This window comes from Neptunitalea chrysea, from assembly GCF_027924145.1.
GTDB lineage: Bacteria > Bacteroidota > Bacteroidia > Flavobacteriales > Flavobacteriaceae > Neptunitalea > Neptunitalea chrysea.
Map to the genome: position 1 here is coordinate 90,048 of NZ_BRVP01000003.1, position 24,322 is coordinate 114,369.

Below are 24,322 nucleotides of genomic sequence, written 5' to 3' on the forward strand. Positions count from 1 at the left end.
AGAGATTGATTTTATGAAACATACATATAAAGTAACAGGAATGACTTGTATGGGGTGTAGTTCTTTTGTAGAACGTGCCCTTAATGATTTGGAAGGAGTAACCAAGGCAGCAGTAGATTTAGAGAAAGCTGAAGCTCAAATAGAAATGACAGAACATATTCCTATTGAAACTTTGCAAAAGGAAATAGGAACGCATTATCACTTACATACATCTACAGAAGAGGCTCAACAACACAAAGAGGCTTCAAAAAAAAAATAAAGTAAAAGGAAACGGGGTGTATTATTGCCCTATGTTTTGCGAAGGAGATAAAACGTACGACAAACCGGTAGATTGTTCGGTTTGTGGTATGGATTTGGTAGAGCAACCCTCTAAACAAACGACTACTATATATACTTGCCCAATGCACCCTGAAGTGAAACAAGATGCCCCAGGTAGCTGTACTATTTGTGGTATGGAGTTGGTTTCTAAGGAGCCAGAAAGTGCTGAAAGTAAATCCTATAAAAAATTACTTAAGAAATTTAAAGTGTCGGTAGCTTTTACGTTACCGGTATTTATTATTTCCATGTCTGGAATGTTGACTAATAATCCGTTATATGAGGTAATAGATATAAAATACTGGGATTGGGTTCAGTTTATTTTAACCTTACCCGTAGTTTTTTGGTCAACTCGTATGTTCTTTGAACGTGCATGGCGCTCTGTAAAAACATGGAATTTAAATATGTTTACCCTTATTGGTATTGGGGCAGGAGCAGCTTACTTGTTTAGTGTTATAGCGCTATTAATACCCAGTGTTTTTCCAGATCAATTTAAAACCGAAGAGGGTACAGTACATCTGTATTTTGAGGCTACTGTAGTTATTTTAACCTTAGTTCTTTTAGGTCAGCTTTTAGAGGCTAAAGCTCATAGTAAAACAAACAGTGCTATTAAAGAATTAATGAAACTGACTCCTAATCAGGCAGTACGTTTAGTGAATGGTAAAGAAGAAATGATTGCTATTGATAAAATTGAAGTTGGTGATGTGTTAAAGGTAAAGCCCGGAGAAAAGATTCCCGTAGATGGTAGTATTGTTAAAGGGGATGTATTTATAGATGAATCGACCATAACAGGAGAACCGGTACCTGTTGAAAAGGGAAGCGGAGATACAGTGAGTGCAGGTACCATTAATGGGAATTCTTCTTTTACCATGAAAGCTGAAAAAGTTGGGGCAGATACTTTGCTATCTCAAATAATAGAGATGGTAAACAATGCTAGTAGATCTAGAGCACCAATACAAAAACTAGCCGATAAAATTTCTTCCTATTTTGTACCAACGGTAGTCGGAGTTTCTATGATCACCTTTGTTATATGGTATTTCTTTGGTCCCGATCCTGCTTTGGTTTATGCATTTGTAAATGCTATTGCAGTACTTATTATTGCATGCCCTTGTGCATTAGGGTTGGCTACGCCTATGTCGGTAATGGTAGGGGTAGGTAAAGGAGCCTCTAGTGGGGTGCTTATTAAAAATGCGGAATCGCTAGAGATACTGAATACCATAGATACATTAGTAATTGATAAAACAGGAACAATAACTGAAGGGAAACCTTCGGTTGAGTTGGTAGCTTCAGTATCTAATAAAAGTGAAGATGAGATAATGGCTGTAATAGCATCATTAAATAGTCATAGTGAACACCCTTTAGGGAAAGCAGTAGTAGCATATGCTAAAGAAAAGGACATTACACTTGATGAGGTAGCACACTTCGAATCGGTTACCGGTAAAGGTGTAAAGGGTAAAGTACATGGAGCCAAAGTTGGTTTAGGAAACATAGCCCTATTAGAAGAAGTTAATCTATGCATTGATAACCAATTACAGAATACTATAGAAGAATATCAGAAGGAAGGAAAAACGGTTTCTATAGCCTATAGTACTAATGAAATTATAGGGTATGTTGTAATTGCAGATGCTATTAAAAAGAGTAGTGTAAATGCTATAAAAATTTTAAAAGAACAAGGGATAGCAGTGGTGATGCTTACCGGAGATAATACATTAACTGCTGCCGCAGTAGCTAAGCAGTTAGGTTTAAGCGACTATAAAGCAGAATGTTTACCACAGGATAAGTTGAAAGCAGTAGAGACATTGCAAGAGCAAGGTAAAAGAGTTGCTTTTGCTGGAGATGGTATTAACGATGCACCGGCATTAGCCAAAGCAGATGTGGGTATAGCTATGGGTACGGGTACCGATGTAGCTATAGAAAGCGCTGGTTTAACACTTGTAAAAGGAGATTTAAAAGGTATTGAAAAAGCATTGAGTCTTGGTAAAAAAGTGATGAAAAATATTAAACAAAACTTATTTTTTGCACTCGTATATAATACCATAGGAGTACCTATAGCTGCAGGTATTTTATACCCGTTCTTTGGGGTGTTACTATCTCCCATGATAGCTGCACTGGCAATGAGTTTTAGCTCGGTTTCTGTAATTAGTAATGCGTTAAGGCTACGTAGTGCTAAACTTTAATTACGGATTTACGGTAATCTCTTCGTGAATGAGATTGCCGTAAGAGTCCATACCTTCTATAAATAGTTTTACATCTTTATAATAATAAGGAAATCTAAACGTAAAACTACCGTTATGTGTTCTGTCTATATCTGGTTCCCAGTTAAGAGGAGCAAAGTTGTCAAAAGCTTCTGTTTGTGTCGTATTATATTTAGGTGTATAGTATTTTTTTTGTTCACCAAACCCCGTATTGGTTACAAATTTGTTCCTATTAAAAATAGATTTGTTAACAATTGTTGATTTACCTTTTTTCGTATAAATTTTAATAATACCGCCAGAACTATTAGCTATTTGTGTTACGTTATGTCTAGATATAAACATATCTGTGACTTCATTTATACGTAGATTTAATAGCTGGTTATTTTCACCTTGACCTTCGGTTATTTGAACATCATCTAGAAATATAGTAGGATACGTTGCTTGCCCTGTACCAGTAAGTCCTCTACGGGAAAGTACTAAAACATTATCTGAGCTTGTAACAACTTTGTAACCATAATTCTGAATAATATCCTTTACAAACCCAAATTCATTAGGACTGTCTTTAAAGTTATAGTGTTTCGCATCAAACATACCTACAGGCATATCCATTGGAGTTTCTTTTTTTTCAGCAGTAACAGTTACGGCATCTAAAGCAATAGCGTCTTTAAGTATAAATGCTTTTGTAGTTGGTATAGCTTCATTATTTAATAGCTGATTTTGGTTGTTTAACTGTTCTAGTTGTTTGTTACTAAGGCTTTCAAGATTTTTTAATGAAGGAGAAAGCGTATAATTAATTTTAGGAATTTTGTTTTTATTAGACTTATTACTAATAGTAAAGTTTAGGTCTGAACTATCCTTTATAAAGAGACGATCTACTAGAAATGAGTTGTCTTCTTTTAAAGGAATTTCTAATAATAAATTACTTTTATTTGAAAATAGTACTAACTTATTATTAGCATTGTGCTTAGGGTTTTCTAGTGTGCCTGCTAAAGTAAAGCCAGATTCGAACGGATATTTAAATTGTAAGTCTTTATTAAAAATATCATCCCAATTATAGGAACTCCATCCTTGAGTAAGTAGTAATAGATCTAAATCGTATAGTGTTTTTCTATCGTTATTTTTAAAATAGTAATTAGGATTTTCTATGGAGCCTTTTACATAGGGTGCTAATAAATAGGTGCTAATAATAGAGTTGTTAAAGTTATATGCTTTTGTGTTGGCAGGTAATACCGATACGCTATAACTTGCATTAATGTTTTGGGATTGAGTAGTTTTAAAATATACTCTAATACTGTCATTTTCTTTTCTAGACCATAATTTTTTTATACCGGAAATTTTATTTTTTTGGTTGTTGTAAATAATTCTTTCTAATAGCGGATTACCTTGTTCATCTAATAATGTAAGTATGTTAATTCCTGATAATAGTTTTTCTTTAGGGATGTTTATCATATATGATAATTCATTTTTCTGAAAAGGAATTTCTATAGAAGTAACAGCGCCTTCTTTATGAATTAGTAAGGTATATACTTTATTATAGAGGTCTTTAATTGTTTTTTTGTTAGTAGATAAGGTAACAATGGTTTGATTTTCTAAAATATTCTCTACATTCATAATAACACCTCTTTCGGGTATATTGGTTATTTGTTTTGTAACTGTAGAATCATCGTATAGTTTAGCTGTAATTTTATATGTGGTATTTGGTTGTAGGTGTAATTTAAATTTCCCCATACCAAATTCATTTGATTTAAATGATGTAATGGTTTTTCCATTAGAATCGGTTACATAAGCATTTTCTATAGGAATACCTTTGCCATGAGTGTTTATGAGTTTACATCCAAAGGTATTGTTAACATCACTAAGTATATGTCCTCCTTCAGGTAATAGTTGAAAATCATAAGAGTTTATATCTGATGTTTGTTTTGTATCAGGAACTCCAATAGTAAAACTGGTTGTATATGATCTGTCGTTATCAAAGTTTTTCATAAACTCTGTAGTAGTCTTTAGATAATATTTACCAACGGAAAAGGTGCTATCTATTAAAAAGTTTCCGTGAGTACTACCGTTTTGAGCATAAAATGTTTTTGATAAAATAGGCTCACCTACACTATTATAAAGGGTAGCAATTACATTTGTTGTTGCTATGTAGGGCTGTTGCTGTTTCGTATTATAGATATATGTTTTAAACCAAAGCTCTTCACCGTTAAAATAGATGCTTTTATTTATTTGTGTATACAGTGTTTCCTGTGGAGTTGAAAAGAAGTTTTCATACTTTATTAATGTAGAGTCAACCTGCTTTTGCGCATAGGTTGCTTGTATCGTTATATACGTTAGTAGCATATAAATATATAGGGAGTATGTTTTCATAGTAGAGGTTTAAAGTATCTATTATTTAGTTGTTACTTGTGGTAATTGTTAACTTTTCATGAATAAGGTTACCATTATAATCCATTCCTTCTATAAACAATGAGATATCATTGTAGTAATATGGTATTTTAAGACTATATATATTTTGAGCTTTTCGCTTTACAGTAGGTATCCAGCTTAAAGGAGCAAAGCTTTCAAACGTTTCATAAGCTTGGGTATTATATTTAGGACTATAGTAAGATTTTTGCTCACTATATCCGTTTTTAGTAAAAAATTTATTTCTATCAAATATATTATGATTAACAACGGTAGATTTACCCGGTTTGGTATATATGTAAATGGTGCCTCCACCTTTTCTGTAAATAGGTGAAGGAACTTTAATTATAAACATTTCTTCTACATCATTTACATACAGAGTTGCTATATTGTTAAAGTCATCCATTAGATCTATATTGTCTAAAATAACTGCAGGAGGTCCTCCAAGTGCTCTTCTAGATATAATGGTAACATTCATTCCGTCATTTGTAACTTCAAACCCATTGTTTCTTATAATATCTGTAATTCTTGTAGTCGGAATATCGTCTTCTGTAAAAGGAATATGTTTACCAAACATAGCGCCTATTGGGTCGTGTTTAGGCTTGGGTTTTTCATATGTTTTTGTAACTATTACTTCATCTAATTCAATAGCGTCTTTTAATATGATTTTTTTTGTTTCGGGCAGTGTTTGTAATACGATAGTTTCTGTGTCTACATCTGTAGAAATTTCTAAAGCCTTTTTATCGAGCAGATAAGGCGTTTTCATACTAGGGCTTATTGAATAGGTTATTTTAGGAATTCTATTTTTTTCTCTTTTGTTTATTACAGTAAAACTAAGGTCAGAGCTATCTTTAATAAAAACATTAGTAAGTTTAAAATTATTTAAGGTATCTATAGGGACTTCTAGTAACAGTTTACTTTTTCTAGAGTAGAGAATTAGTTTGTTTTCAGGGGAGTATTTAGGACTTTTAATGTTACCCTTTAATGTAAAACCTGTTTCAAACAGATAGTTAGGTGTATTCATATCTTGATTGTTAGTGTTCCATTTATATGAGCACCATCCTTGGGTAAGTAATAATAAGTCTAAGTTATATAGTGTTTTACGATCTTGATTTTTAAAATAATATTCAGGGTTTTCAATAGTACCTTTTACATATGGTGATAATATAAATTGGGTTATAATATTGCTATTAAAGTTGTATGATAGTGTATTAGCCGGTAACGCCGAAATACTCATATCTATAAATGAAGTGTCTTTTGAAGCCATAAACAAGTCAATTTCTAGAGAGTCACCTACTTTTGTAGTGGAGTATTTATCAGATTTAAAGGAGTTGTTTTTTTTATTATTATATAGAAGTCTTTCCAAAATAGGTTGTCCTTTATCGTCTAATATTGTAAAAATGTTTACTCCGGCAAATAAGTCTTTTTTAGGTAATGTAATAAGGTATGATAGTTCTTTATCTGTTAATTTAATATTGATGGTTTTATATTTACCCTCTTTATGAATTAGTAAAGTATATTTTTTATTATCTAAGTGTCTAAGTGTTTTTTTATTAGATGTTAAGGTAATTGTAGTTCGGTCTTCTATAATGTTCTCAACACTTAATACCATGCCTTGTTGTTTAATGTTTTCAATTTTTTTGGTAAGAACGGTACTATTATCTAATGTTACCTTTACAGTATAGTTTTCATTAGATTTTAGAGTAATCTTAAATTTGCCTAAACCTTTTGTATTACTACTAAATGTACAAATGGGTTTATTTTTAGCATCAAGAACTAGACCTTCTCTTATAGATACACCATGGCCTGAGCTATCTGTAATTTTAAATCCTATCGAGTTTATAGCATCAGCTAACAAATGGCCTCCTTCGGGCAGGAGTTGAAAATCATATTCTTTAGTTGTAGTAGTTTTTTTTAGATTTGGTATGTCTACATTGAAAGCAGTAATTGACGACCTGTCGTTATCAAAGTTTTTCATAAACTCTGTAGTGGTTTTTAGATAATATCGACCAGCTGAAAAGGTACTGTCTATTAAAAAATTTCCGTGAGTACTACCGTTTTGAGCATAAAATGTTTTTGATAAAATAGGCTCACCTACACTATTATAAATGGTAGCAATTACATTTGTTGTTGCGGTGTAGGGTTGTTGCTGTTTCGTGTTATAGATATATGTTTTAAACCAAAGTTCTTCATCGTTAAAATAGGTGCTTTTATTTAGTTGGGTATACAGTGTTTCTTGCTCTAAGGTAAAATAAGACTTATATTTTAAAAGGGTATTATTAATGCTTTCGGTTTGGCTAAATGTAAATACAGAGTATAATAAAGTTAGACATACTAGAAATGGTAAGCGTGTTTTCATGGCGTATTATTTTATGGTTATTAGTGTAGTCTTAATTGAATTAAATACGTAAGAATAATTACAAAAATAATGCCATAGTAACTCCATGTATAAAAATGCCTATTTTTTAAGCATTAAAAATGTTATCCAGTTGTAGCATAGTGTTGTCCATTCACTTAATCCTGCAGTCTCATAGCCAAAGGCAAATCCATGACCTCCATAGGGAAATAGATGCATTTCTACTGGGACATTATTTTTTGTTAGCGCTTCATACATAAGTAGACTGTTTTTTACCGGTACAGCTCCATCATCATTAGCGTGTAATAAGAAGGTAGGCGGTGTATTTTTAGTTACATTTAATTCATTAGAATATTGAAGAACTAAGTCTTTTGAGGGGTTTTTTCCGAGTAAATTGTCTTTAGAGCCTTGGTGTGTAACACCTTCTTTCATGCTAATTACCGGGTAAATAAGAATCATAAAGTCGGGTTTAGCACTTAGTTTATCGGTGTTATCTATAGAGGCATATACTTCACGATCATACTGAGTTCCTAAAGTGCTTGCTAAGTGACCGCCAGCAGAAAATCCCATAACACCTAGTTGACCTTCTGTTAGGTTCCATTCTTTAGCATGCTGTTTAATGATTTTCATAGCACGTTGCGCATCTTGTAACGCAGCTAAATAGCTTGTTTTAACAGAAGCATCGCCCGGTAATCTATATTTTAAAACAAAAGCTGCTATACCTTTAGAGTTTAACCATTTTGCCATATCGGTACCTTCCCAGTCATAGGCCAAACCGGCATAGCCCCCTCCTGGGCAGATAAGTACCCCGGCTCCTGTGGCAATTCTCTTTGTTGGAAGATATACATCTATAGAAGGCTCTTGAACATGCGATACCCAAATAGTTTTATAATCGGTATTAGTAACTTCTTCTTTACTATTACTGGTTTGAAAATTAGGAATGTTGTTATTCCATAGCTTCATAGTTGTTACACCAGAAGTTTGTGCAAATAATGAATAAGACATTAGAATAAATATATAAGAAGTTAAGCGTTTCATGAAGAAGTATTTTATAGAATTAAAAGTACACAATAATTGTTTACTTGAAATGATTAGTCTAGATAAAAAAGCAAAGCATATTTATTATTTTAATTTATTCTAAATAAATTTTGTAGTTAAGATAGGGACGTATACATTTGCTTAAATTTATTTAAACTAATTCTAAATAATAAATTCAAAATTTAATGAGAACTATTTTTACGTTTGTTTTTGCAGTAATAGGTATTATTGCTGCTTCTGCACAAGATGGAAAAATTTCTGGTATAGTATACGATGCAGAGAACAATGCACCGGTAGTTTATGCTAATGTAATGTTGAAAGATTCTTCGCTTGGCGTAACTACCAATTCTAAAGGAGAATTTAACTTGAATAATGTTCCTGTAGGTTCGTACACTTTAAAAATTACAGCTGTAGGGTATGTTTCTGTTAATAAGAGCATTGTTGTAAAGGTAAATGAAATAACTAGTATAGGGACTGTTTTGTTACAAGTAGATACAGAAATGTTGAATGAGGTGGTTGTGCAAAATAGTAAGACTAATAAGTTTGCTAAAGAGAAGAGTTTAACGGTGTCTAAAATGCCGCTTAAAGATTTAGAAAACCCTCAGGTGTATAATGTAATTTCATCTGTTGTATTGCAAGAGCAGGTGGTAACAAATTTTGATGATGCCTTAAAAAATGCTCCTGGGATTTATAAGTTATGGGAATCTACAGGAAGAGGGGGTGATGGAGCCGGTTATTTTTCGTTGAGAGGATTTGCTGTACAGCCTACAATGACAAATGGTTTACCTTCTTTAACCAATGGTAGTCCTGATCCGGCTAATATTGAAAGTGTTGAAGTTATTAAAGGGCCTTCTGGAACTTTATATGGAAGTGCATTAATTTCTTATGGAGGACTAATAAATGTAAATACAAAACAGGCGTTTTATGGTTTTGGAGGTAACGTATCCTATACTGGGGGTAGTTATGGATTAAATAGGGTAACGGCCGATGTAAATACAATGTTGAGTACCGAAAAGAAAATGGCTTTGCGTATTAATACAGCGTACCATACTCAAAATAGTTTTCAGGATGCCGGATTTTCTAAATCGCTATTTGTTGCACCTTCATTGGCTTATGAAGTAAATGATAAACTATCATTTCATATCAATACGGAGTTCTATTCTGGTAAAGGAACTAATCAAACCATGTTGTTTGTAGACAGAGGTGCAACCTTAAGAGTGCATAATCTTGATGAGTTAGGATACGATCATAAGCGTTCTTATACCAGTAACGATTTATATCTTGAAAATCCTACGTATAGTTTACAAGGACAGATGCGCTATGAGTTAAGTGATAAATGGACTTCACAAACAGCTTATTCGCGTTCTAGCGCTAAATCAGAAGGTATTTATTCTTATATCTATGAAATAACACAATATACACCTATGACGGAAGGGGTTGTTTTTCAGCGTTATTTTAATAATCAGAATTCTGAAACCATTGGAACCGATATTCAACAGAATTTTATCGGAGAGTTCAGCTTAGGTACTGTAAAGAACAAGTTGGTTGTTGGTTTAGATTACTTTAATAAAGAAGTTATTAATAATGGTTCGGGGTATGTATCTAATGGAATGATTTATATTGGCGATGATCTTGAAGGTTTTAATAATAATGTTTTAGGAATTACGGACTCTTCTAGTTATACAGATGACACAGGAGTGTTAACAAGAGCTGGAAGCTATGCCTTGTTAGCAAATACTTCTGTAAATGCTTCTAAGGCCAGACAAGAAATATTTAGTGCTTATGCTTCAGATGTAATTTACTTTTTACCTCAATTATCTGCTATGGCAAGTGTACGTGCCGATCGATTTAGTAATGATTCGGGGGCTCAAACTGTTTTTTCTCCTAAGTTTGGGTTGGTGTATCAACCAGTACTTGATAAGGTTTCTGTTTTTGCCAACTTTATGGACGGATTTAGTAATACCGATCCGGTGGTTAATGGTAGTGAGGTGCAAACATTTGATCCGGAACATGCTACGCAGTTTGAATTTGGTACTAAATTTAACATCTTCAATAATAGGTTGTCGGCTACAGTTAGTTACTATGATATTAGTGTGAAAGATGTGGTTTATACCGAAGATTATGTGACGTATTTTCAAGGAGGTAAACAAGAGAGTAAAGGTATTGAGGCCAGTGTAACCGCAAATCCGGTGAATGGTTTAAATGTAATAGCAGGGTACAGTTATAATGACAGCCAATTAGTTGAAGGTTTGGCAGACTTTGAAGGAAAACGTCCTGAGAGTGCGGGGCCAAGAAATTTGGCTAATCTTTGGGCTAGTTACCAGTTTAATAAAGGGGTTTTACAAGGATTTGGATTTGGGTTTGGAGGTAATTATGCAAGCGAAAACAAGATTTTCAACAGAAATCTTGGAGGTACCTTTACATTAGATTCATATACTATTTATAATGCGTCTGCTTTCTATGGAAATAGCGATTTTAGGGTAACCTTAAAATTAGATAACATAGCAAATACAGAATATTATAATGGGTGGTCTACTATTAGTCCACAAATGTTAAGAAATGTATCAGCCAACTTTACATACATGTTTTAGATTATTAAAAGATCGATTATCTAAAGTATAATCGATCTTTTTTTGATTTTTTTAGTCCGTAAGCTTAATTTTAAGTTTTACGGCTTTTTGGTTACTATAGCTTATATATTATACTATGTTTACAATAGGTACTACATTAACACTTTTAGGTTTTTCGGGGTTTTATGTGACATCAAAAAGAGCCGATATTCATTTGTCTGATACTTTGTTGTCTTTGGTGAAATCGAATACGAGGTTGGTAAAAGGCGTATCTTTTTTGTTTTTAATTGCTGCAATCATCCCTTTTATTGTAAAGTTTGGAATAGGTGGTGGCTTACTGTTTTTTAGTATTGTTTTAATGACAGCAGGTGGTTGTGTTATTATGTTTCAACCGCTGCAGTTGTTTAAAATTATACAGCTAATAGTGTTTTTTTTAGTTTGTTTTTTAATTGAATGTTTAGTCTGATGCCAGCAAATAAAAAATATTTAACGAACTCAAAAGTACAGCGTATAGCGAAGTTTGTTACCGGATTTTTAGGAGGATACCTTGTGGCTATGTCTTTTTATTTAGCTATTGGAGCTTGGGTGAATACAGTAAATGTGATGATTACCTCTACATTTACAGCGTTTCTCTTATGGGTAGTATTGTTTATAGGGGCTTATCTGGGGGAGAGTATATGGAAGGTGTTGGGAGGATACCTTTTAATTACGTGCCTTTTCTTAGCAATTATGTATGCCGGAACTAATATGTGATAACAATGAAAAAAAGACCTTATAATATTCTATTTCATTTGCATACCGTTAGCGGTATTGTAATTAGTGTGTTGCTTTATGTGATTTTTTTTGCAGGTTCTTTTTCATTTTTCAGGGATGAAATTGTAAACTGGGAGCGAAATGATAACATGGTATCTACTACAGATATGCAGTTGAATATTGATGTTGCACTAGATTCTCTGACTAAAAATTATGTACTCGAAGGGCGTGATATAACATTTAAAAAATATTACGAAGAAAGACAGCCTGCAGTTACCTTAGGGATGTCTAAAGATACATTGATAGCCGAATCTGATAGAGCAGGTGCTTTTTTTTATTTGCATGATAAAAAGTTTACAGAGGAAAGTTATTCAGATTCATATAATCTTGGTGAGTTTTTATATCGTTTGCATTTTTTTGCTCAGATTCCATATCCATACGGGTATTATATAAGTGGTTTTACGGCTTTTTTCTTTCTTTTTGCACTTGTTACAGGTATTTTAATTCATTGGGATAAAATAGTATCTAATTTCTTTTTATTCAGACCTAAGGCAAAGCTAAAAATGCTATGGACAGATGCCCATACAGCTTTAGGAACCATAGGGCTTCCGTTTCAGTTGGTATATGCCGTTACAGGGGCATTTTTTATGTTGCAAACCATTTTGGTTGCTCCATATGCAATTGCTTTTTTTAATAAAGATCAGGAAAAACTAATGACGGCATTAGAGTATAGAGATCCGGTGTATGAATATGCTCAGGTTCCTTTGAATAAAAAGGTGTTGGTAGAGGAGTATGTTGAGCAAACCAAGAAAAGGTGGAAACACTTTAATGTTACTAAAGTGATCGTGTATAATTATTTGGATGCTAATATGCACGTGTACATTGAAGGGCAGTTAGATGCAGATAAGCGGTTTAGTGGAGCAGGAAAGATTAGTTATAAGGTTGCTGATGATAGCGTTGAGGTTCTTAAAGATCCTTATACAGGAAATACCTATCTAGATGGTGTTAAGACTGCGGTGTATCGTTTACATTACGGAGACTATGCTGGGTATCCGTTACGTTTAGTGAGCTTTGTGATGGGTATTATTGGGTGTGTAGTTATTTTGTCTGGAGTGCTGATATGGTTTAATGCACGAAATAAAAAAAATATTTCAGATAAGGATCGTAAGTATAATGAGAGGGTTGCTAGTGTTTATTTGGCAATATGTTTAAGTATGTATCCTATAACAGCACTAACTTTTATCGCGGTTAAAATAAACGGAGGAAGTGGTATATTTTTCTTGTATTGGTTTTACTTTATAGGGTGGCTGTTATTTAGCTTATTCTTTATAGTAAAGAACAATACTAGGTTAACGAATAGCTATACATTACTGCTAGGTAGTGTCTTCGGTTTTCTAATTCCTTTTGTAAATGGATTTGTTACGAGTAATTGGTTTTGGATGGCATTGGCAGAAAATAATTTCCACTGTTTTTTTATAGATGTTTTTTGGTTGGTAGTGTCGTTGGTTACTTTTTATGTATTTTTAAAAGTCAGGAGAAAATAGAAGGGTATTGATAAAAATAAAAAGCCTCAAAAGTTAACTTTCGAGGCTTTTTCTATTGTTGCGGTCTGGACGGGACTCGAACCCGCGACCCCCTGCGTGACAGGCAGGTATTCTAACCAACTGAACTACCAGACCAGTACCGTATTGCGGGTGCAAATATACATATATTTTTAAAATAGCAGCTATAAGACCCCCTGTATTTTTTAAGAATCTTTATAGACTATTTTAAAGGTTACTTTTTTGCATTAAATTATTGTTACAATTAAATTTTGTAATGAGTTGAAATATTGTGATTTATAAATGCTCAAGTAATGTTTGCTTAATGTTGTGAATCTACATTTGGATATGCAAATAAATCGAAAATCTTTCCTGTTATTTCAAGTATGTGCTTTCCTTGTGTTTATAGGAAGAGCCTATCAGTTTTACTTTTTTGGAGCTCCCTTTAGAGAATTTTTGTGGGACGAAAGTTTCTTGTCTCCTATTGTTGAAGGTGTATTTAATACCCCATGGTATGATTATGCAACTAGTCCATTGGTAAATAAATGGATTGAATTTGTTACCAAAGGATTTAGTATTGTGTTGTTGTTAGGGGCTTTTATAAGTCTTTTTTGGCAACAAATTACTTGGATAAAGGTAAAAAAAAGTATTCTAGGATTTGGGATATTTATTTTAATCCTTTTAGGGATCTGCCTTGTCAAGAGTAAACGTTATGACCCGCTACAGTTTTTTGAATTGAGTATTCAATTTGCGGCTATTTTTGTATTGTTCTTCTCAAAGAATTCAAAAATAGCGAATAAGCGCAGGCTACTTTTTTGGTTACGTGTAACTATTGCGCTTGTGTTTATTTCCCACGGACTTTTTGCTATGGGGCTTATTTATGTTCCTGGGCATTTTATTGATATGTCGATCTCGATATTAGGAACAACAGAAGCACAAACAAAACATTTTCTGTTTGTTTTTGGGCTACTTGATGTTGTAGCTTCTATTCTCATTTTTGTTCCAAAACTGTATAAATATGCGTTTATATACATCATTGTTTGGGGTATAGTAACGGCACTTGCTAGACTTGTTTCTGGGTTTAATAGCGACTTTGTATTGAACTCATTTCACCAATTTTTGTACTTAACAATTTACAGGTTACCACATGGGCTAATGCCTCTGGCAACTTTTATGCTTTATAAAGAATTTGAAAAACAACCCAAAAATTAAACTCTGTAATTATTTAAACATGAAACTAAAATTACTATTAACACTTTTTTGTTTGCTTGGTATTCTTTTTAAGAATCATGCGAATAATGATAAGTATCGTCTTATTCTTGTAGATGATCCTTCAACTACTATTACAGTAGCGTGGAATCAGATTTCCGGTTCTAGTCCAGTAGTTTATTATGATACCACAGACCATGGTACTAATTATGCAATGTATGCTTCCTCAAAAACAGTAGACAGAACAACGAATTTTAGAGGGATGTCTAACCAATTTGCGAGATTAATAAATCTTACTCCAAACACTGCCTATTACTTTGTAATTCATGACAGTGAAGGAACTAGTCAGCGTTTTTGGTTCAAAACGGCTCCTGATGATAATAGTAGATTATCTTTTATAGCGGGAGGAGATTCCAGAAACAATGCAGTACCAAGACAAAAAGCGAATACATTAGTAAGTAAATTGAAACCACATGCGGTATTCTTTGGAGGTGATATGACTGATGATGACTCGAATACAGAATGGCAAAATTGGTTTGATGACTGGCAATTAACCATAGCTGGAGATGGTAGAATGTTCCCAATAGTTCCAGCTAGAGGAAATCATGAATCGTCCTCTACAATTTACAACCTTTTTGATACACCCAATGCAAATTCGTATTATGCACTTACATGGGGGAATAATTTAATACGTACTTATACGCTTAACTCTGAGGTTTCAGTTTTAGGAGACCAATTAACATGGTTACAGAATGATTTGACAGCATCATCTGGATTGACATGGAAAATGGCACAATATCATAAGCCTATGCGTCCGCATACGTCTTCAAAATCTGAAGGTAATTCAGAATACAATGCATGGGCACAATTATTTTATGATGAGGAAGTACGCTTAGTGGTCGACTGTGATTCGCACATGGCAAAAACAACATGGCCGGTAAAACCATCATCAGACCCAGGTAATGATGAAGGCTTTGTTATAGAAGAGCAGCATGGAACAGTATATACAGGTGAAGGTTGTTGGGGAGCTCCTCTAAGACCTAATGATGATGACAAAAGCTGGACGCGTAGTTCTGGTTCGTTTAACCAGTTTAAGCTCGTTTTTGTTGATGATCAAAAAATAGAACTACGTACTATTGATGTTAATAATGCTTATAGTGTTTCTGAAGGTAGTAATACAGATCCGTTTGTATTGCCTGCAAATCTTAACGTGTTTTCGCCACCTACCGGAGCTGTGGTAATTATTTCTAATGGTGTTGCAAATAATCCGTGCGATATTGTAGGGACAACTTGTGATGATTCTGATAGCACAACTACAAATGAAGAAGAAGATGGGTTCTGTAATTGTAATGGATTGTTAGCCAACGATTTAGTAGAAGAAACTATAGCAGTGGCTACTAGTAGTGATGATGCTGAAGAAGAAATAGCTTCAGGGATTGTAGATATTACTAGTAGTGATTTGGAGTTGATTTATGACGGACAAGATCAATTGGTAGGGGTTCGTTTTGATAATGTGCAAATGCCACAAGGGGCAACATTGTACCGTGCATATATTCAGTTTACAACTGATGAAACTGATAATGACCAAGACCCTACAAGTGTTACTATTGAAGGTGAGTTAACAACAGCTAGTGCAACTTTCGCAGAGACCATAAATAATATTTCGTCAAGAATACGTACCACAAACTCTGTGATATGGAATAATATTGCTGAATGGGGAGTGGTAGGAGAATCAGATCTTAATCAGCGTACTCCTTATGTAACATCTATTGTAAGTGAAATTACTTCACAATCAGGTTGGACATCAGGTAACGCTATTACATTTATTTTTTCAGGTTCAGGTAAGCGTGTTGCAGAAGCCTTTGATGGTACTGCTTCGCCTGTGCTTAAGCTATTCTATCAAACTCCTTGTGATCCTGCGGGAACTACTTGTGATGATGGAGACCCTAACACATATATGGATATAGAAGACGGTAATTGCAACTGTATAGGTATACAGGAGACAGATACGCTTACATATCAGGTAAATGATGGAGATAATGATGCTGAAGAAGCAGAAACTGGAGGTGCTATGTATTTAAATAGTTCTGATCTTGAACTTGTATATGATTCGTATGCGGGGCAAAATAATCAAACGGTAGGGATTAGATTTACTGATATTCAAATACCACAAGGAGCAGTCATTTTGAATGCATACATCCAATTTACTGTAGATGAAACAGATTCCGGAACTACGAATCTTCAGATACGTGGAGAAAAAGTAGCTAACAGTGCTATATTTATGGATACAGATTTCAATATAACTAGCAGAATAACAACAAGTACAGTAGTTAGTTGGTTAAATGTTCCTGAATGGAATTCGGTTGGAAGTGCTACAGAAGATCAAAGAACACCAGAATTGAGAACCGTTGTTCAAGAAATTATAGACCAAGCTGGTTGGCAACCATTTAATGCGATGTCATTTATTATTACAGGTACAGGCTCCAGAGCAGCAGAATCGTATAATGGGTCTTCAGGTAGTGCGCCAAAATTGGTGATTAACTATACCTTAAATGATAACTGCCCAGAGTATGGAACGCTATGTGATGATGGAGATGCTACTACTATTAATGATGAAGAAGATGGATTTTGTAATTGTGCAGGGGTTCCTGCTGATGTTGTTGAGGATACCGATTATGTATTAACATCGAGTGATGATGCAGAGGAAGAAGTGTCTACAGGAGCGATAGATTTGACCAGTAGTGATCTTGAGCTTATATATGATGGAGGAAGTCAATTAGTGGGGGTGCGTTTTGATAATGTGCAAATACCAGACGGAGCAACTTTATATAGGGCTTATATTCAATTCCAGACAGATGAAACGGATTCGGAAGAAGACCCTACAAATCTTGTAATTCATGGGGAGTTGTCATCTTCAAGTAGTACATTTACTTCGGCTTCAGGAGATATATCAAGCAGACCATTGACTACAACCTCTGTATCTTGGAATGAAATACCGTTATGGGATACTGTAGGAGAAGTAGGTATTCATCAGCGTACACCTTATGTAACAGGTATTGTAGAGGAAGTAATAGCGCAATCTGGATGGGCATCAGGTAATGCGATTACATTTATTTTTTCAGGTTCAGGAAAACGTGTTGCCGAATCTAAAGATGGTTCTGCTGCGCCAATTTTGAAACTATTCTATCAAACGCCTTGTAACCCAGCAGGAACATTGTGTGATGATGGAGATGCTACCACTTCATTCGATATAGAAGATGGTAATTGTAATTGTGCAGGGATACCTGAAACGGGAACCCTAACATACGAAGTGAACAGATCTGATAATGATGCAGAAGAGGAAGTGTCTAATGGATCTATGGATCTTACAAGTAGTGATTTAGAACTTGTTGAAGAAGGAGGTTCTACAAACCAGCTTGTGGGTATTAGGTTTACAGATATTCAATTACCTGCTACAGCATACATTACAAATGCTTATATTCAGTTTACAGTAGATGATGATAATACCGGAACTACTAATTTAGAAATTAGAGCAGAAGCCACCGCTAATTCTTTGGAGTTCTCGTCTGCAGATTTTGATATTTCTTCCAGAACAATGGGGGGCAGTGTAGTAAGTTGGAATAATGTTCCTGCATGGAATACTTCAGATATCGGAGCGGCAGGAACAGATCAACGTACAGCTGATATTAGTATTTTGGTAGAAGAAATTTTATCACAATCTGGTTGGGATTTATTACATCCAATGACCTTTGTAATTACAGGAAGCGGAGAGCGTGAAGCGGAGTCTTTTGATGGTACTGCTGCACCGCAATTGGTGATAGAATATTCGCTTGTACCTTTATCTGTTGATGATAATGAGTCTGTTAATAATATAAAGGTGTATCCTAATCCGGTAAATGATCGTATGTATGTAAAATCAGCGGAAAAAATTACAAGCGTATCTATTTATAGCGTAACAGGGCAACAAGTGATAGCAAAAGTTGTAGATAGTAATGAACTTACCATTAATATGAGTGAATTGAAAAGTGGGGTTTACTTTATGCATTTACTACAATCAGGTAAAGAATATGTTCATAAGATTATTGTTCAGTAAGTATAATGAGACCTATTTCTTTGTAATAATCAATTGAATAGGATTGAAATAAAAGTTAAAAGCCAAGCTGTATATTTCTCAGCTTGGCTTTTTTATTATTGTGAAATATACTGGATTATTCATAAAGTTGGGAATTCTTTAAAAATATAGATTTTTGTAAAAAATACAAGCTTACTAAAACCAAAAAAGCCTTCCAGATATAAGGAAAGCTTTTCATTGGTTTACTACTAAACCAAAGATAAACCACAACAGTTTATCTAAACAACACAACTAATCTTTAGCCAAAAAAAGCCCCAAGTTATGGAGCTTTCTGTGCATTTGCGGTCTGGACGGGACTCGAACCCGCGACCCCCTGCGTGACAGGCAGGTATTCTAACCAACTGAACTACCAGACCATTCCTGTATTGCGGTTGCAAATATACATCTATTTATGATATTGCCAAATAAAAGAATGTTTTTTTATAAAAAGGTTATGGTGTTAGAAACTATGTTTTTTTATAAAAAGGTTATGGTGTTAGAAACTATGTTTTTTTAAAGTTTTGATAATCAATAAATAGAGGTTAATGTGTTTTTTTGTTTATTCTTGTTGGTGCTGTAAGGGATTAAGCAAAAATATGGCGTTCCAAAAGATAGGTGTGTAGTACTTTGTTTAAATCTGTTTTAATATCGGCAGTTACATATTTAATTCGGTATTGGCCACACTGAATTTTTATGTTTTTAATGTACTCTTTCATTTGTTTTTGATACACATCCTTTACATTTTCAGCATATAAATCAATTACTTCACCGGTTTCAACATCAGTAAATCTTTTTGGTGCATTAGAGAAGTTAAATTCTTCTTCAGTGGTGCTATCTATGGTGTGAAATAAAATAACCTCATGTTTATTATATTTCAAGTGTTTAAGAGCTTCGAATAGCGCTTGATTTTCGGTTTCTGTTTGTAGCATATCCGTAAACAAGATAATCATGCTTCTGCGATGAATTTTTTCGGCTATTTGATGTAGATAGGTGTATGTTTTAGTGGTTTTATTTTGTTGGGTTTTAAAAGTGAGCTTACTTAAATAATGTACTAACATTTGATGATGACGTTCACTGCCTTTTTCAGGAGCATAAAATTCATAAGAATCAGAATATACACTTAAGCCAATGGCATCTCTTTGTCGTTTTAAAAGATTCATTAAAGCGGCAGTGGCTAATACCGAAAACCCTATTTTATTAAGGTTGTTAAATGAATTGTTTTTTTGAACAGGATAATGCATGGAAGAAGAATTGTCTAATATAATATGGCATCTTAAATTGGTTTCTTCTTCGTATTTTTTAGTATAAAGCTTATCTGTTCTGGCATATAATTTCCAGTCGATATGTTTGGTACTTTCACCTTGATTATAGATAGCATGTTCTGCAAATTCAGAAGAAAATCCGTGAAACGGACTTTTATGCATACCACTTATAAAACCTTCAACCGCTTGATTGGTTAATAAATCTAGGTTTTTAAAAAGTTGTACGTTTTGAAGTTCTTTTTGTATATCCAAAATAATCAGAAATTTATCATCTAAAAATACAAAAGGTTTGGCATTTGCCAAACCTTTTGTATTTCAAAGATATTTGTATCTATTATAAAAGCGAATCTAATGCTTCAGCATAAGTGTCTTTAGGAGCAACACCAACTTGTCTTCCAACAACTTCTCCGTTTTGAAAAACTAATACAGTAGGAATGTTACGTACTCCATATTTAGCGGCAAATTCTTGATTTGCATCTACATCTACTTTTCCTACTACTGCTTTCCCATCATATTCTTCGTTCAATTGCTCAATAATAGGAGCAACCATTCTACAAGGTCCACACCATGCAGCCCAGAAGTCAACCATTACAGGTTTGTCACTTTTTAAAACTAATGCTTCAAAAGTTTCGTCAGTTATTTCTAATGCCATGATTTTTTATTTTTAATTATATGCGAAATTAGTCAATATTTTTTCTGAAACTTACAAATACAAAATAAGTTTTCCTTATAATACTATTTGTTTTGTTAATAATCTTCTACAAGATAAAAAATAATTGACAATGTTAGCCATACTTATTTAGATAAATAAGGTTTATATTACTCTAGAAGCAAATGATATGTTAAGGATAAGATGAGTTCTTGTAAGTTTATTTTTTATTGGTGTATTGTGTTTTTATCTTTGTGGATATAAGAATTGTGAACATTTGCTAATCTAATGGTAAGAGTTAGTTTTATATTAGCTATAAAAATGGGAACAACGTACTTTTTAATAAATTAATTAAATTAAATGTTTATGGATGAAAAAATTTCTTCAATGGAAAGTTATTGGGATCAGGTAGTAACAGTAACTATAGAATATGTTCCTCAAATTGCTACAGCTTTAATATCTGCAATGTTAACCTTGGTTATTGGGTTATGGGTTATAAAAATAATTAATAGGTTAGTTAGAAAGTTATTCGAAACAAGAGACATAGATTTATCATTACGTACTTTTTTATGTAATCTTATAAGCTGGTCTTTAAAAATTGTTTTGTTTATTGTTGTGGTAACGCAACTTGGAATAAAGACTTCTAGTTTTGTTGCTGTATTAGGGGCTGCAGGTTTGGCAGTTGGTTTAGCTTTACAGGGATCTTTATCTAATTTAGCCGGTGGGGTTTTAATTTTAACCTTGAAACCTTTTAAGGTAGGAGATTATATTGCTTCAAGTAATGGTGTTTCGGGTACGGTAAGTTATATTGATATTTTTAATACAAAACTTAATACTCCTCAAAACCAATTGGTAGTGGTGCCAAATGGAGATTTATCTAATAGTAGTATTACTAATTATACCGAGTTGGGAACCAGAAGAACTTGGTTTGATATAGGGGTTTCATATGACGCTGATTTAAGACAAGCAAAAGAAATTCTTCTAAAAGTTATTGCAGAAAATCAATTGGTACTAGACGATCCGGCTCCGCAAGTTGTGGTAACAGCCTTAGGTGATAGTTCTGTTAACTTATCGGTTAGAGCAACAACCACAAATGACAACTTCTGGGATGTGAACGAAAACTTAATTATAGATTGTAAAGCTGCTTTGGATAAAGCAGGTATCGAGATTCCATTTCCACAAAGAGATGTTCATGTATTTGATGAATCAAAAAAATAAATAAAAATTGTAGAGCTGCTTTTTTCTAAATGGAGAAGCAGCTTTTTCTTTGTTTATTGTAAATAACTTACTATTTGAAATAAACATTTCATAGAAAAGAGTTATTTAATTACAATTTTGCTTTTACCTTAACAAAAAATTATAATTTCTAACACATTTTTGGCTTGTAAGTCAATTAATTAATTATCTATATTTGTATTAGAATGTTCCTGAGCCTGTTACGAAAACAAAATTTATATACATACAATAGAAAATATTTATTTTTTTAATAATGCATGATTTTCTTAGTGGAGATAATCACCCTTAGACTATGTATGGTCTTATCTTTTTATGGGTACATAAATTTACAAAATAGCGAATTTTTTAGATTATTATCTAATGTTTTAGGATAGGTAGAGTAGATATGGTAAGCTTGCTATATAATTTAGCAAGAAGCTATTGAAGTTTTTAAAGAGAAATAGTGGTTTTAGAAGCTTCTAAAATCAATAATTTGGTATTGATCCAAATATATGCATACTGTAAAACATAAAATAGACCTTAGAAATCTTTGTCTGGAGGATTGTAGAGAATTAAGAACTTTGATGCGATGCGTTGATAGTGCCTTGTGGAAAGAAGACCAGATTAAAGAATTGTTTACTGTTTTTCCAGAAGGACAATTGGTTATAATGGACGATGGAAAAATAGTTGTAGCGGCTTTAAGTATTATCGTGAATCTTAGTGATTTTAATATAAATCATATATATACCGAGATAACGAGAAGCTATAATTTTAGTTTACATAATCTAAAGGGTGATGTGTTATATGGGATAGAGGTATTTATTAATCCTGAATATAGGGGTCTTAAATTAGTACAAAGGTTATACAGTGCATTTAAAGAATTATGTGAAACCTTAAATTTAAAATCTATTGTATCAGTTGGTAGAATCCCTAATTATAATAAGGATTCTCGTAAATATGCTTCTAAGAAGTATATTGAAATGGTTAGGATGAAGGAGTTGTATGACCCTGTTCTTAGCTTTCAGCTGAATAACGATTTTCAGATTAAGAAAATTATGAAAGGGTATTTAGAAGGAGATATTGTTTCTGAAGAATACACTGTTTTAATGGAGTGGAATAATATTTATTATGAAGAAACTCCAAACGTAATGAATGCTAAAAAATCAGTTGTTAGATTAGGTCTTATTCAGTGGCAAATACATCCATTGAAAGATTTAGAAGCATTGTTTGAACAAGCTAAATTTTTTATAGATACTGTTTCGGGTTATGGAAGTGATTTCATTTTGTTTACTACTCATTTAATGGCTGATTATAATCAACTTTTGGAGAGTAATGCTATTCGAGAGTTAGCGAAATACTCGAACCAGGTGCGTGAAAAATTTCAAGAATTTGCTATTTCCTATAATATCAATATCATTGCAGGAAGTATACCTTTTTTATAGACAACGAGGGGAAGTTATATAATTATGGGGTGCTTATGTAAAAGAGATTGTGCATTGGAGGTATGTCAAAAATAAATATTACTCCTAACGAAGTTTCTCATTGGGGAATGACGTTAGGGGGTAAAATAAAAACATTTAATACCGATTGTGGTAAAATAGGAATACGTATCTGTTACGGTGTAGAGTATCTGGAACTATTTAGATTAATGGCAGATGAGAGGATGCAATTGCTATTTGTTCCGTTCTTAACAGATACACAAAATGCGGACACGTGTGCTAGATGCTGTGCACAGGCTAGGGCTATAAAAATAAATGTTATGTAGCAGTAGCTGGTTGTGTTGGTGATTTACCTTAGGTAAATTACATGGATATTCAGTATGCTAAGGCAGCCGTGTTTACACCGTCAGATTTTTATTTTTCTGCATTGTATTAAAGCAGAGGCTACGCCTAATACAGAAATGACGCTTATCGTAGATGTAAATATTGATTTATTGAAAGAGCTTCGTGAGTTTGGTAGTGGTAGTGTTAAAATTTTAAAAGCCAAAAATGATAATTAGTTAAAATGTAATTCCCTAAACACAGAACAATATGAATTTTATTAATCTTAGAAACGAAGAATGGAAAGAGTACCGTAAGGAAAACTGGAAAGAAGGTCAAGTATTTAAAGTGTCAAATTACGGAAGAGTTATTGGTCCAAAAGACATTGATAGACCTAAATTACTTAAAACTTATCAGGTTTCAGGGTATGAGTACTTCATGGCAAAAAAAGTTACAGATAAGAATGAATTAGTGTATATTCATAGAGCGGTAGCAGAGCTTTTTTTGGATAACAGTGAAGGTAAGCGTTTTGTAATACATAATGATTTTGACAAGCTTAATAATCATGTGAATAATTTAGCTTGGGTAACTAGATCTGAACTTACAAAACATAATATGGAGAACCCTTCTGTTATAGCAGGTAAAGAGCGTAAGAAAACCCAGCCGAGTTTTAGTAAGCTTACAGAGTCGAAAGTAAAGTTATTAAAACGAAAAATTAATGACCCCAATCGTAGAACTAGATTACGTATTTTAGCGAAACAATTTGGTATATCTGAAATGCAATTATATCGTATTAAGTCTGGTGAGAACTGGAGTCATGTAAAACCTTAAATTAAATATAGCTTTATTTTATTGCATAATTGAGATTATATGTTTCGATACTAGAATGTGATTTTTATAAAGCTTAATGGTTTTGCCCAAAAGTAATTTATTATCATAAGCTGTTGG

The 24,322-nt window shown here is 33.3% G+C and carries 12 protein-coding genes, 2 tRNA genes and 2 pseudogenes; 9 read left to right on the forward strand and 7 right to left on the reverse strand.

Annotated elements, in window-relative coordinates; all coding sequences use genetic code 11:
* The first annotated feature begins 13 nt into the window (after positions 1-13).
* Positions 14-2,492: pseudogene (locus NBRC110019_RS02555) on the forward strand (heavy metal translocating P-type ATPase).
* Here the strand turns inward: NBRC110019_RS02555 and NBRC110019_RS02560 are convergent.
* The 3 genes from NBRC110019_RS02560 to NBRC110019_RS02570 form a co-directional block, all read right to left on the reverse strand.
* A complete protein-coding gene (locus NBRC110019_RS02560; protein WP_281752038.1) occupies positions 2,493-4,874 on the reverse strand; it encodes a hypothetical protein in 2,382 nt (793 codons plus the stop codon).
* A gap of 25 nt (positions 4,875-4,899) precedes the next feature.
* Positions 4,900-7,269 carry a hypothetical protein gene (locus tag NBRC110019_RS02565; protein WP_281752041.1) on the reverse strand — a complete coding sequence of 790 codons (2,370 nt, stop codon included), beginning with the start codon at positions 7,267-7,269 and terminating at the stop codon, positions 4,900-4,902.
* Positions 7,270-7,368: 99 nt separating this feature from the next.
* Entirely contained in the window at positions 7,369-8,304 is a 936-nt protein-coding gene (locus NBRC110019_RS02570; RefSeq protein ID WP_281752043.1) for an alpha/beta hydrolase, read from the reverse strand.
* 185 nt (positions 8,305-8,489) lie between these two features.
* On the opposite strand from NBRC110019_RS02570, the gene NBRC110019_RS02575 reads away from it, so the two are divergent.
* From NBRC110019_RS02575 to NBRC110019_RS02585, 3 genes are all read left to right on the forward strand, one after another.
* Complete coding sequence (locus NBRC110019_RS02575; RefSeq protein WP_281752045.1) at positions 8,490-10,895, forward strand: TonB-dependent receptor; 2,406 nt, start codon at positions 8,490-8,492, stop codon at positions 10,893-10,895.
* 444 nt (positions 10,896-11,339) lie between these two features.
* Complete coding sequence (locus tag NBRC110019_RS02580; protein WP_281752048.1) at positions 11,340-11,627, forward strand: hypothetical protein; 288 nt, start codon at positions 11,340-11,342, stop codon at positions 11,625-11,627.
* Between the two features lie 5 nt (positions 11,628-11,632).
* Positions 11,633-13,171 (forward strand): PepSY-associated TM helix domain-containing protein, encoded by a 1,539-nt coding sequence (locus tag NBRC110019_RS02585; protein WP_281752050.1) that lies wholly within the window; start codon positions 11,633-11,635, stop codon positions 13,169-13,171.
* Positions 13,172-13,232: 61 nt separating this feature from the next.
* Here the strand turns inward: NBRC110019_RS02585 and NBRC110019_RS02590 are convergent.
* Positions 13,233-13,306, reverse strand: a tRNA-Asp gene (locus NBRC110019_RS02590).
* Between the two features lie 210 nt (positions 13,307-13,516).
* Here NBRC110019_RS02590 and NBRC110019_RS02595 point away from each other — a divergent pair.
* Both NBRC110019_RS02595 and NBRC110019_RS02600 read left to right on the forward strand, forming a co-directional pair.
* A complete protein-coding gene (locus NBRC110019_RS02595; protein WP_281752052.1) occupies positions 13,517-14,380 on the forward strand; it encodes a hypothetical protein in 864 nt (287 codons plus the stop codon).
* A gap of 19 nt (positions 14,381-14,399) precedes the next feature.
* Entirely contained in the window at positions 14,400-18,470 is a 4,071-nt protein-coding gene (locus tag NBRC110019_RS02600; protein ID WP_281752054.1) for a T9SS type A sorting domain-containing protein, read from the forward strand.
* A 321-nt stretch (positions 18,471-18,791) separates the two neighbouring features.
* Here the strand turns inward: NBRC110019_RS02600 and NBRC110019_RS02605 are convergent.
* The 3 genes from NBRC110019_RS02605 to trxA all read right to left on the reverse strand — a co-directional run bounded on the left by NBRC110019_RS02605 (position 18,792) and on the right by trxA (position 20,402).
* Positions 18,792-18,865 (reverse strand) — tRNA-Asp (locus tag NBRC110019_RS02605).
* 207 nt (positions 18,866-19,072) lie between these two features.
* Positions 19,073-20,002 (reverse strand): DUF58 domain-containing protein, encoded by a 930-nt coding sequence (locus NBRC110019_RS02610; protein ID WP_281752288.1) that lies wholly within the window; start codon positions 20,000-20,002, stop codon positions 19,073-19,075.
* 82 nt (positions 20,003-20,084) lie between these two features.
* Positions 20,085-20,402, reverse strand: coding sequence for a thioredoxin (gene trxA, locus NBRC110019_RS02615; RefSeq protein WP_281752056.1), 318 nt, complete (start codon positions 20,400-20,402; stop codon positions 20,085-20,087).
* Between the two features lie 363 nt (positions 20,403-20,765).
* Between trxA and NBRC110019_RS02620 the strand changes: the two genes are divergently transcribed.
* From NBRC110019_RS02620 to NBRC110019_RS02630, 3 genes and pseudogenes are all read left to right on the forward strand, one after another.
* Complete coding sequence (locus tag NBRC110019_RS02620; RefSeq protein WP_281752058.1) at positions 20,766-21,617, forward strand: mechanosensitive ion channel family protein; 852 nt, start codon at positions 20,766-20,768, stop codon at positions 21,615-21,617.
* A gap of 509 nt (positions 21,618-22,126) precedes the next feature.
* Positions 22,127-23,613: pseudogene (locus NBRC110019_RS02625) on the forward strand (carbon-nitrogen hydrolase family protein).
* A gap of 31 nt (positions 23,614-23,644) precedes the next feature.
* Positions 23,645-24,205 (forward strand): HNH endonuclease, encoded by a 561-nt coding sequence (locus NBRC110019_RS02630; RefSeq protein ID WP_281752059.1) that lies wholly within the window; start codon positions 23,645-23,647, stop codon positions 24,203-24,205.
* Positions 24,206-24,322 lie beyond the last annotated feature (117 nt).

Excerpts from the sequence above, each read along its gene's own strand:
- NBRC110019_RS02600 (WP_281752054.1), top strand. The coding sequence starts at position 14,400 with ATGAAACTAAAATTACTATTAACACTTTTTTGTTTGCTTGGTATTCTT.
- trxA (WP_281752056.1), bottom strand. The coding sequence starts at position 20,402 with ATGGCATTAGAAATAACTGACGAAACTTTTGAAGCATTAGTTTTAAAA.
- NBRC110019_RS02575 (WP_281752045.1), top strand. The coding sequence starts at position 8,490 with ATGAGAACTATTTTTACGTTTGTTTTTGCAGTAATAGGTATTATTGCT.
- NBRC110019_RS02570 (WP_281752043.1), bottom strand. The coding sequence starts at position 8,304 with ATGAAACGCTTAACTTCTTATATATTTATTCTAATGTCTTATTCATTA.
- NBRC110019_RS02580 (WP_281752048.1), top strand. The coding sequence starts at position 11,340 with ATGCCAGCAAATAAAAAATATTTAACGAACTCAAAAGTACAGCGTATA.
- NBRC110019_RS02620 (WP_281752058.1), top strand. The coding sequence starts at position 20,766 with ATGGATGAAAAAATTTCTTCAATGGAAAGTTATTGGGATCAGGTAGTA.
- NBRC110019_RS02595 (WP_281752052.1), top strand. The coding sequence starts at position 13,517 with ATGCAAATAAATCGAAAATCTTTCCTGTTATTTCAAGTATGTGCTTTC.
- NBRC110019_RS02565 (WP_281752041.1), bottom strand. The coding sequence starts at position 7,269 with ATGAAAACACGCTTACCATTTCTAGTATGTCTAACTTTATTATACTCT.
- NBRC110019_RS02585 (WP_281752050.1), top strand. The coding sequence starts at position 11,633 with ATGAAAAAAAGACCTTATAATATTCTATTTCATTTGCATACCGTTAGC.
- NBRC110019_RS02560 (WP_281752038.1), bottom strand. The coding sequence starts at position 4,874 with ATGAAAACATACTCCCTATATATTTATATGCTACTAACGTATATAACG.
- NBRC110019_RS02630 (WP_281752059.1), top strand. The coding sequence starts at position 23,645 with ATGAATTTTATTAATCTTAGAAACGAAGAATGGAAAGAGTACCGTAAG.